The organism is Williamsia muralis (genome assembly GCF_051487485.1).
In the GTDB taxonomy this organism is placed as follows: Bacteria; Actinomycetota; Actinomycetes; order Mycobacteriales; family Mycobacteriaceae; genus Williamsia; species Williamsia muralis_B.
On record NZ_JAHVCV010000015.1, the window covers coordinates 1 to 12,030 of the forward strand.

Consider the following 12,030-nt stretch of genomic DNA (forward strand, 5'->3'; position numbering starts at 1 on the left):
CCGCCCAGCAATGGCTTCACGGACTCGGTGTAGCCTTCATCGGCCCGCCACCAATAATGTTGCGACAGAACCGAGAACTCCTGGGCGTATCGCTCGCCTAACCATAATCGGAGGTTGGAGCAGCAGCTCTTGACTAGTGCAGTCAAGGTTGAAAACACCGTTGCGGAAAGCGACATCAGTGGTGGTGTGCGGCTGGGATCCCGGTCCGCGCGGTGGACTCCGGGCGCTAGTGCTCGGCGCCCACAACCCTGCCGGCGACCTCTGCTACATCGGGCATGTCGGTACCGGATTCAGCGCCAAAGACCGGCGCACTCTGCGCGTGCAGCTCGAGGCAATCGAGCAACCAACCCCACCATTCACCCAGCCGTTCACGGCCGATGCCGGCTCGTCGATGCGGTGGGTCAGCGCCGTCTACGTCGGGGACATTGAGTACCGCGAGTTCACCGGCCACCTGCGTCATCCCAGCTGGAAAGGACTGCGCGACATACCCGCATCCACAGTCGGGTGGCCCGGCGACCATTAGGGGAGGTTGTGGCCCTGCCTGCGGGCCCAGTCCCGGATCCCCTGCGTCTGCTCGTCCGCTGCAGACCGTTGGGGCTGGCGGTCGGCGGCCGCGGGCGTTCCTGGCCTGTTGACGACCTCGACGACCGTGAAGGTGGCAGCGCGCAACAGCTGCGCAGTCACGCGCAGACCTGCCAGGCTCTCACAGAGAGCAAAGGTCGCTTCGTCGTGGTGAAACTCGGTGCGTTTGGCCGACTCGTCGGGTTCGAGTTCGAATCCGCCGATCTGACGCATGATCGGTACGAGCTCGTCAGGTGTCGATCCGTTCCGCTCGGCGGCGAACAGCGTTTCAAACCACGTTCGGTTCTCGCCGTCGACGTACCGAAAGAAGTACGAATTCTCGCTGCCGTGATGGACGACTACTTCCCTGCCGACTGAAAGTGATTGCATCAGTTCGGGAGTCGCACCGATATAGCCGTTGTTTTCGTACATGATGACCCAGTCGCCATGCTGGACGAGGCCGACCAGGAGATTGTTGTCACCGATCTCCTCCCACGACTCTCGCGACCGCGACAGGAGCGTGGTGAGGTCGCACTGCTCGGGTTGCCCGACTGTAGGCAGAGCGTCGATCACCTCGGGCACCGTGGCGTTGCGGATGAACGTCAAACAGAACCCGTAGAACAGATCCGGTGCCTTTTTGGTCCACGCGTAGTCCCGGTACGTCACTTCGCCCATGGCAGCCACCCTAACCAGGTCAGACCCATAGTCGCGGGTGGAGAAAGTGTCGGCGCAGACCGATGCTTCCCAGGCTTTTCACACCCATCGGCCTACGCCTACTGAGATAGTATCGAACCTATGTTCGACATGCGAGGGATGGCCCCCACCGTGCGGGTCTTCACTCCCCCGCGGCCCGTCATGGTCGACATGATCGCGGCCTTGGGCTGGGCTTTTCCGATGGTGGGCGCCCGGCCGGTCACCCTGGCTGAGCGCGCGTACGGGCTCAGAATCGAGCACTACCAGGCTGGCGAACAGCTCGCGTGGGCGTTGTCGTCGCGCGGGGTGTGGATGGGTGTGGTGCGAGTCGACATCGCCAGCTCCAATGCCGCTGTCACGGTGGCGTCATGTCTGTGGGTGCCGGCCGAGGCAATCACCCTTCGCTGGGTGGGTACTCCGAACGAATGATGAAAGTACGCGTGCGTCTGGACCGCGACTCCCGGACGTGGTCGTGGAAATCGTTGCCTTCCGGCGACGATGGCGCAGTGCACTCCTCGATCAGTTTCTCAACTGCACAGGAAGCGATCTCCGACGCTCAGGAACGGTTCGGTCCCGGGTTGACAGTGATCGTCTAGACAGGCCCGCCTTCGAAACGAGCCGGTGGTTCGTTTTCCGAATCCACGACCACCGGCTTGGACTGAACTCGATCAACCATCTCTTCGATGGCTTTTGTCCCCGAGGTGGAGATGTCAGCAAGTTGCTTCCCAAGCGCCTTGGGCGAGACAGCGAGGAACGGAATCCACAGCACCAGTCGCTGCCGCCAGGACAGATCGTTCGGGCGATAACGGGTGAGCAGCTTGTCGACGTCAGCCTCAAACTGAGAGACGGTCTTATCAAGATCGGCCATTCCAGCCGCGCGCAGCTTCGCTCGAGCCGACCGGATCCGGCTGCGGGTTGCGTGTTCGATCTGCATGGCTCGCGGCCACCCCCACGCGCCGAGGAAAGCCTGAGTAACAGCCAGTCGCGGAAGCGCATACGCGATGTCGTATACAAGGTCGACTGTGCTTTGAAGTAGCTCATTGCGCGCTTGACGCTCGGCTCGCTCCTGAGCAACAGCCTGTTGTGCTCGCGCTTCTGCGAGCTGCTTCTCGAGGTTCTCCGCGTTGGCTGCGATCGTTCGTTTGACGCCACGCCACGCGATGAAGGCAGCCCCTAGGGCGAGAACTCCCGTGAGAACTGTCGCCACTGGCTGTGCAAACAAGTCCCAGAATTCCGGTGAGCTATTCGAGACCGGTGATGGCATATCCGGAATGTACTCATTATGGCCCATAACCTCGTGCAGAACAGATCAGTTCGGTTTGGCGCCCGGTAGCCAACAACGAGGAACAATGTACTCGGACAGCCCGTCCTGGGCTGCTATGCCATGGCTGGTTGCCGTGCCGGTTCCTGTTCAGCCCCGTCGATGTCCTCGCGATGTTCTCCCCAGGCATCCAGGATGCGGCTGACGGTGCCGTGGTGAACGTTCACGGCTTTGGCGAGCGCTCGGCGGGTCTGGTGGGGCTGAGAGTGGTTGAGCCACAGTATGTGCGCAATGGTGGACGGTTCGGTGGTCGCGTTGGTGACTTCCCGGAGTCGGCGGGCTGGCTCGACGAAGTCACCAACGGTTCGGGCGTCCACCGGCTCGCGGTAGTCGGCCTGGGCGATCTCCTGCGGTTCGGTCGCGAGGTCGTCGCCGGCGTCCTGGACGCTCGGCGCAGCATGTTCTGGTCGAAGCCGAAGGAGCAGAACGAGACCGTGGGTCGACAGGAGCAGGAACGCGGGCGGGATCGTGCCGCCAATGACGGCGACCATCGGATCAAGGCGTGCGGTGTCGGAGATGTATGCGTGCAGGGCGTTGCCGGCGATGCTGATGGCGGCCGCGGTGGTCAGTAGGAACCAGAAGAATTGTCGCGATCGGCGTGATTCGTCGTCGGCGGCTGCGACCAGCGAGATGGTCGCTTGCAAGATGGTGCCGTCGACGATGACCGGTGCGATCCAGGACAGCTCTCGCTGTGGCCAGATTTCGGTTGCGATGTCCCACAACGCTGAGAAGCTCAAGATGAAGCTGCCTAGTGCAAGCAACGCCGTCACGGCGATGGCGGTGACAACCGCCATTTGCTGCACAGTTGAGCGCTTAGTATCGGTATTCACGGTCACAGGTCCTTAACGTATTTTCGTCCGGTAGTTTGCTGGACGCCCAGGCTGGGCGGGTATGGCTTGTCACAGGTTGCCTACCGCGTGGGGTGAGGCTCGATTGGAGTGGCCGCCCGCCCAGCCCGGACTTTCCGGGCCGCACTATTGAGACCTGCGAAATCGTCGCTGTTTAAGGATCTGCGGGTGGATCGTCTCGGGCTGACCTGTACGAACTGCGCTGGAGGCGAGTGAATGGACAAGATCTTCGTAGGTGTTGATGTCGGCAAAGAGGTGCACTGGGCCTGTTGCCTCGACAGTACCGGCGAAATCCTTCTGTCCCGCAGGGTCTTCAACGACGAGGCCGACCTTCGGGCATTGGTCGCTGAGACCGAGGCAGTGGGAGCGAGTGAGATCGCCTGGACAGTGGATCTGATCGCTGTAGAAGCATCGCTGCTGCTGGCAGTGCTCCATGGTGCCGACCATAAGGTCCGGTACCTGCCGGGCAGTGCTGTCCACCGGGCATCCGCGGGGTACCGGGGTGAGGGCAAAACGGATGCCAGGGATGCGCGGGTGATCGCTGATCAGTCGCGAATGCGGAGCGACCTGATTCAATTGGAGCCCGATGACACATTGGTTCGCGAGATGCGCATCCTCATCACTCGGCGCGCCGATGTCGTGGCCGACCGGATACGGACCATTAATCAACTCCGCCAGCAACTGACGTCGGTGTGCCCGGCGTTGGAACGTGCGGCGAAGGTCGCTGACCATCACGGGTGGCTGATCCTGCTGCGCCGCTACCAGGACCCCAAGACCATTCGGCGTGCTGGAGTATCGCGGTTGACGACGATGCTCACCAACGCGGGGCTACGAGCCGCGACAGCGCAGAAAATAGCTACCACCGCGGTGGACGCAGCCAAATCCCAGACTGTGAAGCTGCCCGCAGCCGACTTGGCCGCAGAGCTGGTCGCCGAATTGGCCCAGGAGGTTTCACGACTCGACGCTCTCCTTGCTGAGCTTGACGCGAAGATCGATACCCGTTTTCGTCAGCATCGGCTCGCTCATATCGTGATCAGTCTGCCGGGCATGGGGCCTCGACTGGGTGCCGAGTTCCTGGCCGCGATCGGGAACATCGACTCGTTCGCCTCAGCGAACCATTTGGCCTCCTACGCGGGCCTGGCTCCGGTCTCTCATGACTCGGGGAAAACCGTGGGACGACACCGCCGCCCGCACCGATACAACCGGCAATTACGACGGGTGATGTACCTGTCCGCCCTCAACAGCATCAGGTACTGCCCAGAGTCAAAGACCTACTTCGAGAAGAAGAAGTCCGAAGGAAAACGCGGCACCGCCGCCGTCATGGCTCTGGCTCGCCGCCGCACCAACGTTCTGTGGGCCCTCATTCGCGACGGCCGAGACTGGACTCCCCGACCTCAGCTTTCCGCGCCCCATACGGCGACCGCAGCCGCCTAGTGCTTGGCGACGCGGACTCATTTCGGCGGTTTGCGCGAACTTCGGGAATGGACCAATACCGAGTGTCTTGATGAACGCCGTCGGTGTCGGTACCACCGCCTAGACTTGCTGAAACCAAGGACCGGGGAGGCACATTGATCGAGATCGATTTCCTGTGGGTCGGTGAGGAAACTAAGACGGGCGATGCAATTGGGTGCCACTTCACCCATCCGCAGACCGGCGAGAACGTTGTGGTGCTGATCGACGGTGGTTTCGTCGAGACCGGTGACCGGATCGTCGACCATGTCCAGGGCTACTACAACACCTCGACTGTGGATCTGGTCATTTGCACGCACCCCGACGACGACCACATCAAGGGCCTTTTCACGGTGCTCGAAAAGTTGGATGTACGTCGTTTGCTCATCCACCGACCGAGCCAGTACGGGTCCGTTGGCGACGAGTACAAGTCGCCGCTAGTCGAGGATCTGGTGGCGACCGCTATCGCGAACAATACCGCTGTAGATTCGGGTTTCGCCGGGACCAGCTACTTTGGCGGCGCGCTGACGATCGCTGGCCCAACGGAGACCGACTACACAGCGTTCCTCAGCGATCATGCCGTATGGGACTCCACTGCCAACCAGGTTGCGCGAGCACTGTTTGAGAAGGCGGGTACGGTCAAGCGCGCTCTCCGCAGTCTCTTCTATGACCCTGGGGAGACTCTTACAGACGACAACGGTGGCACGTCCCCCCGCAACAACACGAGCATCATCTGCAACCTCGCCGTAGATGGTTATCGCGTCTTGTTTACCGGTGACGCCGGCGCACCTGCGTTGACTGCTGCTGCCGACTATCTAGACAGCGCAGCCCTGAGCGGCAAAGACATCGATCTGTTCGATGTTCCGCACCACGGTTCGCGTCACAACCTCACCAAGGACCTCTGCGACCGACTACTTGGCCCGGTTGTGGGGGAAGTCCACAAGGGCGGCGCATACGTCACTGTGGGAAAGAAGGCCAAGGACCACCCTCGACCCGAGGTCGCCAACGCCCTCAAGCGGCGCGGCTACCCCGTCTTCGAGGTACGCGGACAGATTGTGTGCTGGCAGCAGAACGCACCCCACCGTCTCGGTTGGGGGCCAGCGACCTCGCTGAACTGGTTGGACGAGTCGGACTGACATGGACGAGTACGACCGGATTGCGCGCCTCGCCCCGGCTTACCTCACACTCTTCCCTTTGCTGGTGCTCGTCATTGCTCTCTTCGGGAGGGAAGACTGGTGGCAGCAAATCATCGCTGTCGTCGTGGCGGCCGGGATTCCGGTTCTGCTCTCTGACGTCGTCCGGCAACTGGGAAAGACCAACCAGGCCGAACTCTTTGACAACTGGGGAGGAACGCCGACCACCCAGTTCTTGCGGCACCATCCATCAACCAGCAACGATCAGGAGAACAACGCCGTCCTTCGTGCCGAACGCCATCTCCACGTCCAGCGCATCACTGGGCTAACCCTACCCACAGCCGAAGAAGAACAGACCGATGCCACAACGGTGGCCATCTACGACGCTGCGATTGCGCTTCTGCGGCCCTACGCCAACCAGCAGCACCTAGTGTCGCGAGAGAACGCGCACTACGGTTTCTGGCGCAACCTTTACGGACTTCGGATGTACGTAATCATCACCGGTGCAGTCGGTTTCGCAGCTAGTTGCATTCTCTTCTGCCTCGATGTGCAAGATATGTTCAACACCTCCAAACCCTGGCTGGTCTTCGAGGCCGCGTTGAGTCTGTTCTGGATCGCGCTCGCCGTCTGGGTTATCACTGAGAGTTCTGTCAAGCGTGCGGCGAACAACTATGCCCGTGAAGTCCTTCAATCGCTGCCTCTGCTACCAAGCAAAACCACCGACAACGCCTGATTCAGGCTTCCACTACGCGAGGACAGACGCATGGGATTCGAAATCGACCTTCTCCCTGTAGGAAATGAGTCCAAGGGAGGAGATGCCATCGCGCTCCGGTACGGCAACCTCGACGGGCATCGTGATGAACAAACGGTCATCGTCATCGACGGTGGCTACCAAGACGACGGCGCAGCACTGGTAGAGCACCTAGACCGCTACTACGACACCAATCACGTCGACCTGGTCGTTTCGACGCATCCAGACCGTGACCACATCGCCGGCTTGTCGACAGTTCTGACGGAGCTTTCGGTAGGGGCGCTGCTGATGCACGTTCCCGAACGACACGATCCGTTCTTCGGCCACCAGTCTTCATTCGAACAGAAAACTGCTGCTGTCGGTGAGACTTTCGCGAAGTCTCTGACACAGGCGGAAGATCTGTACGACCTCGCTCAACGACGGGGAATCGAAGTACTGGAACCGTTCGCCGACACCCTCCCGACCCCGATCGACGGTTTTCGGATCCTGGGACCGACCTGGTCCTACTACGAAACCCTGCTTGACGAGATGAGAGGGCGAGACGTGCTCGCTGGATCGCTATCCGCAAGGGAGATGGCCCTCAAGACAGCGAAAGGACCCATCGGAACAAGCCATGAGGACCTACATACCGAGATCCTCTCCGAGCAAAGTGAGACATCGGCAAGCAACAACAGCAGCGTTATTTCCATGCTTGAAATCGACGGCCGCCGAATACTGTTCACTGGAGATGCTGGAGACGAAGCCCTACGCCCAGTCGTAGACCGGCTCGTCCAAGACGGCATTGCCCCAGGCGGCCTCACCTTCGTGCAAGTGCCCCACCACGGCAGCAGGAAAAACGTAACCCCCACGCTCCTCGATGATCTTCTCGGTGACATCACCAGCACACAACGCGGCCATGCCTATGCGTCAGTACCACTTAAGAACCCCGAGCACCGCCACCCCGCTAAACAAACACTGAATGCATTCCGACGGCGAGGATTCCCTGTCATCTCTACTGCAGGCTCAACCAAGAGGTTCTTCCACGGCGCTCCCGACAGAGGTTGGAGCAAGACAACCGCACTGCCCCTTTATGACCAGGTCGAACGTTTTGCAGACTGACTAACCGCAAACGACGGTGTTCGTGGACCCGCCAGGGCAGGTTGATGCGAAGCCCGCCGGCAGATTGACTTTCTCATTGAGACTCCAATCTGTGGTCGAGGTCCTGGCCAGTGCTGGAATCACTGGTCAGGACCGTTTGGAAGCAACCCGCTCAGGGTGCATCTACATACATGTAGACATGCATGCAGTTAGGCGAGGTCGTCCGCGGTTGGCACGCCAAGCTTGTCGAACAGCTCATCGAGCGCATCGCCGGTGATATCTGTGAGCTTGTAGCGCCGTTCGCGCACCAACCAGTCCAGGCGGCGAGCCGTGCCGATTTCGATCTGAGTGGAGAACGGAACTTTGGGGGTTCGCTTCGGCGCCGTTAGCCGCTTGCCCGCTCCCCTGTCAGACGGGGTGACAGCCGGTTTCCGGGGTGTTTTGCGTTCCGTGGCCGGCTCGGTCGGCGCTGTTGGCTCGGGCTCGACTTGCAGCGCTGGGGGCGTTTGCACCGGATCCGGGCTGCTAACTGGGGCAACAACCGCGGCCAAGCTGGTGGCCTGCTCCCGGGCCTGACGTCTTGTCGGCCGCGTCGACTGGGGCGTAATACCAGGTGTCTTCGTCATTGACTTTCCTTCCACTTAAGCGGAGCGGGCGTTGTCGAGGCGCTTGAGGAGCTCCTTAGCCACAGTTCGATAGTCGAGTGCGGCTGTACAGCTTGGGGACCAGACGGCGATGGGTACGCGCTTATCCTTAGCCTCCCCCACTCGAACGGTGCGGCTAATTTCGCCCAGATACTCGTTTGGCCAGTCCCGCTCGAGGTTTAAACGGATTCCCTTCGCCAGCGCCGAGCCACCGTTGTAGTTGGCGAGCAGCACATGGCGGATGTCGACCTGTGGGTTGAGAAGCTCCTGGGCGTCGTAGACGTTGTTCGCCAGAGCAGTGAGCCCCTTGAGCTCGTCTGGACCTCCTGGCGAAACGACGGCCAGGACATCCGTTGCCGCCGCGAACGCCGAAGTCGTCATGGGACCTAGTGCCGGCGGGCAGTCGATGACGATCGCGTCGTACGGGTCGGGCAACGCGTCAATAGCGACCTTGAGCCGATTCTCTCCCCCTGGGCCGAGCCCGGTCCGTTCCAACGCATAAAGACTGTCGGATGACGGTGCGATGTCGACTCCGTTTTCGGTCCGTTGGACCACCTCCGCCAGAGGCATCCGTAGCCCCCGGTCCGGCACGAGCACCTCGTACATCGTGCCGTCGTCGTCACCGAGCTCCACGCCGTACCCGTCTGTGGCGTTGGCCTGCGGATCAAGATCAATGAGAAGGACGCTGAGACCGGCGAGGTGGAGTTCGTAAGCAATGTTGTTCGCGGTGGTGGTCTTGCCCACGCCGCCCTTTTGCATCGCTACCGCAAGAATGTACGAGTTCGACGACATACACACATACTGCCATGCCTGCAAGTGTGCACGCAAGACTGTTTACAGACTGACAAGCAGGACTGTTTGCAGGCATACATACATGTATGCGTGCAAGTACGACCTATGGAAAAGCGATGACCTCCCGAACGATCTGGATGCATACATGCATACATGCATTTGGATCGCGTGCGATCCGGGGCTACCTGCAAAAACTCCGGTGGGCCGGGGTCTGTCGTTTACCCCCCTGGCGCACGCTTGAGCCAAGCGTGCGTCCCCCCTCACGACTCCGTCCCATCGTGGGGGGCCGCACGGCGATCAAGTTTCGCTGGCGGGGGTGACGCGAGAAAACTGGACAATGTGGAGCTTGTCGCCAACGGTGCCTGGGTACCGCCACTCCACTAGGTTCACTGCGACCCATTTTTCTGGGTCGGAGGTACGAATCCGCACCTGAGATTTGACCCGGGCGCCGGGGGTCCCGGCCGAGAGTATGTTCTGGTTGCGCCGAAGGAGCGGCCAGTCCTCTGGGTGGATGATGTCGTTCGAGCCGTCAAGACGGTAATCAATCCACTGTGGAGGTTGGGTCAGAAACTTGACCACGACAACCGTCTCGTTTCCATTTGGGAAAGCGATGAGCGCAGAAACGTTCCCATTTGGGTCGGCCTCGGTCACTCCTAAGTGCTCAAGAGCGCCTACCTGTGGATCGTGCGTGTCCGATACGTCATGCATGATGCTTCGGAGTCCAAATGCCTCGTCATCGTTGCGATTTCGCACGACTGAATGCCACCGCATCAAGTGACCCTCGTCGTGGAGGACGACGACGTCGGATTCCAGGGTTCGGCCTTCGATGGGGTTAATTGCGTGCTCGGTGAGCTCGTCAACTCCGTCAAACCGAACGACTTTCCGCATGAACTCACCGGAGTTCCGATTGCGCCGAAACCCGTCAGCGTCGTTTGTGCTCATCAGCCACGACTCCAAGCCCTGGCTGACCTGCAATGTTTTCGCATCCCAGGTGGTCGCGGCGGTAATTCGGGGGTGGGGAATTTCTTCCTGGAGTCCGCCCACCCACAACTGGATTCCGTAGACCTCTCTGTCGTAGCTCAAGATCGGGATTGCGGACACCAGTCTTGGTCCCTGATAGCCGGGGACTTCAATCGGTTTGACCGGTTTCCCGCTCTGCCGGACCTCCTCTAAGACCTTGACCAGCGTCTCAGAGTGAACGTTCGTGTCACGTCGTAGGCCTTGAACGTTGGCCCAATCCCGTCGACTGCCGTCCCTGAAAACCACGGACATAGTGGGCGGGCGCTCGAGGGTTTCGATGATGTACCAGCTCATGGGGGGCCATGCTAGCTGTACCGGTCCGCACGAAAACCATGGGTGACCTGCTACTTAGCGAGGCTAGCAACTTTCACGTGGAACGGTTCAGGACGTAGCGCGCCGCGCTCGCGGATATCCAGCTGCGCTGGTGCCGGCGCGGACAGCTCAAAATTGTTGAGAATGTGCGCGATAAGCAATGTTGCTTCGTGAAAGGCGAACGCGCGGCCAATGCAGCTTCGCGGGCCAATACCCCACGGCCGGAAAAACGCGTTCCGCGCCGGTTTAGGCCGGAACGGGTCGAAATCGTCAGCAGAATCACCCCACACAGTGGGATCACGCTGCGCTGCCAGGGCCAGCACGAAAACCGCTCGCCCTGCTGGGACGTGGTACCCGCCCAGCGTTTGATCGCGGCGCGACACACGGAAGAGACCGGGAAGGGGAGGCCAAAGACGCAGGACCTCGTTCAGAGTGGCGCGTATGTCCCGCAAACCTGCGACGCCCGTATATGCATAATCCGCAACCTTCAGTGTTGCTGCCTCCGTGCGCAGCCGATCTTGAAGGCCAGCATCTTGGGCCACATAGAACAGCGTGGTTTCAAGCAGTGATGCGGTGGTCTCGTGGCCGGCCACGAGAAACGTCAAGATTTGGTTGCGAACGTTGTTGTGGTCGAGCAACTCCCCGGTTTCCGGGTCAGCGGTGGAGAGCATCAGATCGAGCAGATCAGTCGATTTAACCTGGTCAGCGTCTGTGCGGATCTCGATAATGTGATCGACCGTCGATTGCACGGTGGCGATGTCGCGGTGTAGCTGGCGTTGGCGCAATGCCTCTCGCACGTGCCCGATGATGGGAAGGTCGTTGGTGGACTCGGAGGCCCACACCAGTGTGCGACCTAGTGCATCCAGGAACGCCCGAGCGTTCTCGACTGAACCGCCTTGATCACCGAATAGGCCAAAACCCATGCTGAATCCGGCTCGTGCGATCACTTCGAGTGTCGTGTGCGTCATCGCAGTGGTGACATCGACGAGGTCCGAGGCAGAACCCGTCCAGCTGTCGCGCAGGTCGTCGGCCACAGAGAGCATCGCCTCGTGGTGCACGCGCATGGCGTCTTGGGTAAAGGCCGGCGTCAGCACTCGACGAGCGTGTCCCCATGCTGGGTCTGAGGTGCGCGCGGTGAACAGTCCATCGTCGGCGACTTTCCGCAGGCTCAGCCCTGGCCCGAGCAGAGCTCGCGCCCAGTTGTCTTCGTTGGCGCACTCGTTCGCCAGTTCACTGCCGGCCACGATGACCAGCCGATCTTTCAAAAGTTTGCGCTGGAATATCGGCCCTAAGTCTCGTGATAGCGCCATTTCATGCTGAGTGGGCTTGTGGCGGTCCACGCTTGTGACGTCGCCGAGAAGTGGGAGTCGTCCAGGAGCATGCGGAAGCCTGCTCAGATCTGTGGCCATGGGGCTAGGTTTCCATACCG

General features: G+C 60.7%; 14 protein-coding genes. 7 read left to right on the forward strand and 7 right to left on the reverse strand.

The features are described 5' to 3' along the window. Positions 1-160 precede the first annotated feature (160 nt). Positions 161-523, forward strand: a complete 363-nt coding sequence (locus tag KXR83_RS25620) for a hypothetical protein (protein ID WP_437427128.1) — start codon at positions 161-163, stop codon at positions 521-523. On the opposite strand, the gene KXR83_RS25625 is transcribed toward KXR83_RS25620, so the two are convergent. Beyond that, positions 520-1,236 (reverse strand): DUF6461 domain-containing protein, encoded by a 717-nt coding sequence (locus KXR83_RS25625; RefSeq protein ID WP_437427129.1) that lies wholly within the window; start codon positions 1,234-1,236, stop codon positions 520-522. The genes KXR83_RS25620 and KXR83_RS25625 overlap by 4 nt on opposite strands. A 120-nt stretch (positions 1,237-1,356) precedes the next feature. Between KXR83_RS25625 and KXR83_RS25630 the strand changes: the two genes are divergently transcribed. Further along, positions 1,357-1,683, forward strand: a complete 327-nt coding sequence (locus tag KXR83_RS25630) for a hypothetical protein (RefSeq protein ID WP_437427130.1) — start codon at positions 1,357-1,359, stop codon at positions 1,681-1,683. Further along, positions 1,680-1,850: a hypothetical protein gene (locus KXR83_RS25635; RefSeq protein ID WP_437427131.1), complete on the forward strand. Its 171-nt coding sequence runs from the start codon at positions 1,680-1,682 to the stop codon at positions 1,848-1,850. Before KXR83_RS25630 ends, KXR83_RS25635 begins: the two co-directional genes overlap by 4 nt. Here the strand turns inward: KXR83_RS25635 and KXR83_RS25640 are convergent. Together KXR83_RS25640 and KXR83_RS25645 are read right to left on the reverse strand one after the other, a co-directional pair. Next, a complete protein-coding gene (locus KXR83_RS25640; RefSeq protein ID WP_437427132.1) occupies positions 1,847-2,518 on the reverse strand; it encodes a hypothetical protein in 672 nt (223 codons plus the stop codon). The genes KXR83_RS25635 and KXR83_RS25640 overlap by 4 nt on opposite strands. A gap of 113 nt (positions 2,519-2,631) precedes the next feature. Further along, complete coding sequence (locus KXR83_RS25645; protein ID WP_437427133.1) at positions 2,632-3,369, reverse strand: DUF2637 domain-containing protein; 738 nt, start codon at positions 3,367-3,369, stop codon at positions 2,632-2,634. Between the two features lie 270 nt (positions 3,370-3,639). On the opposite strand from KXR83_RS25645, the gene KXR83_RS25650 reads away from it, so the two are divergent. The 4 genes from KXR83_RS25650 to KXR83_RS25665 all read left to right on the forward strand — a co-directional run bounded on the left by KXR83_RS25650 (position 3,640) and on the right by KXR83_RS25665 (position 7,854). Then, positions 3,640-4,857 (forward strand): IS110 family transposase, encoded by a 1,218-nt coding sequence (locus tag KXR83_RS25650; protein ID WP_437427134.1) that lies wholly within the window; start codon positions 3,640-3,642, stop codon positions 4,855-4,857. Positions 4,858-4,991: 134 nt separating this feature from the next. Then, entirely contained in the window at positions 4,992-6,008 is a 1,017-nt protein-coding gene (locus KXR83_RS25655) for an MBL fold metallo-hydrolase (protein ID WP_437427135.1), read from the forward strand. 1 nt (position 6,009) lies between these two features. After that, entirely contained in the window at positions 6,010-6,738 is a 729-nt protein-coding gene (locus tag KXR83_RS25660) for a hypothetical protein (RefSeq protein WP_437427136.1), read from the forward strand. 30 nt (positions 6,739-6,768) lie between these two features. Further along, positions 6,769-7,854, forward strand: a complete 1,086-nt coding sequence (locus KXR83_RS25665; protein ID WP_437427137.1) for a ComEC/Rec2 family competence protein — start codon at positions 6,769-6,771, stop codon at positions 7,852-7,854. Between the two features lie 188 nt (positions 7,855-8,042). On the opposite strand, the gene KXR83_RS25670 is transcribed toward KXR83_RS25665, so the two are convergent. The 4 genes from KXR83_RS25670 to KXR83_RS25685 form a co-directional block, all read right to left on the reverse strand. Next, the gene (locus KXR83_RS25670; protein WP_437427138.1) at positions 8,043-8,459 is read right to left on the reverse strand and encodes a hypothetical protein; all 417 of its coding nucleotides are present in this window, start codon (positions 8,457-8,459) and stop codon (positions 8,043-8,045) included. Positions 8,460-8,474: 15 nt separating this feature from the next. Then, the gene (locus KXR83_RS25675; protein WP_437427139.1) at positions 8,475-9,269 is read right to left on the reverse strand and encodes a ParA family protein; all 795 of its coding nucleotides are present in this window, start codon (positions 9,267-9,269) and stop codon (positions 8,475-8,477) included. 297 nt (positions 9,270-9,566) lie between these two features. Next, complete coding sequence (locus tag KXR83_RS25680; protein WP_152538078.1) at positions 9,567-10,583, reverse strand: GAF domain-containing protein; 1,017 nt, start codon at positions 10,581-10,583, stop codon at positions 9,567-9,569. Between the two features lie 50 nt (positions 10,584-10,633). Continuing rightward, a complete protein-coding gene (locus KXR83_RS25685; RefSeq protein WP_437427140.1) occupies positions 10,634-12,010 on the reverse strand; it encodes a cytochrome P450 in 1,377 nt (458 codons plus the stop codon). Between the last annotated feature and the right edge of the window lie 20 nt (positions 12,011-12,030).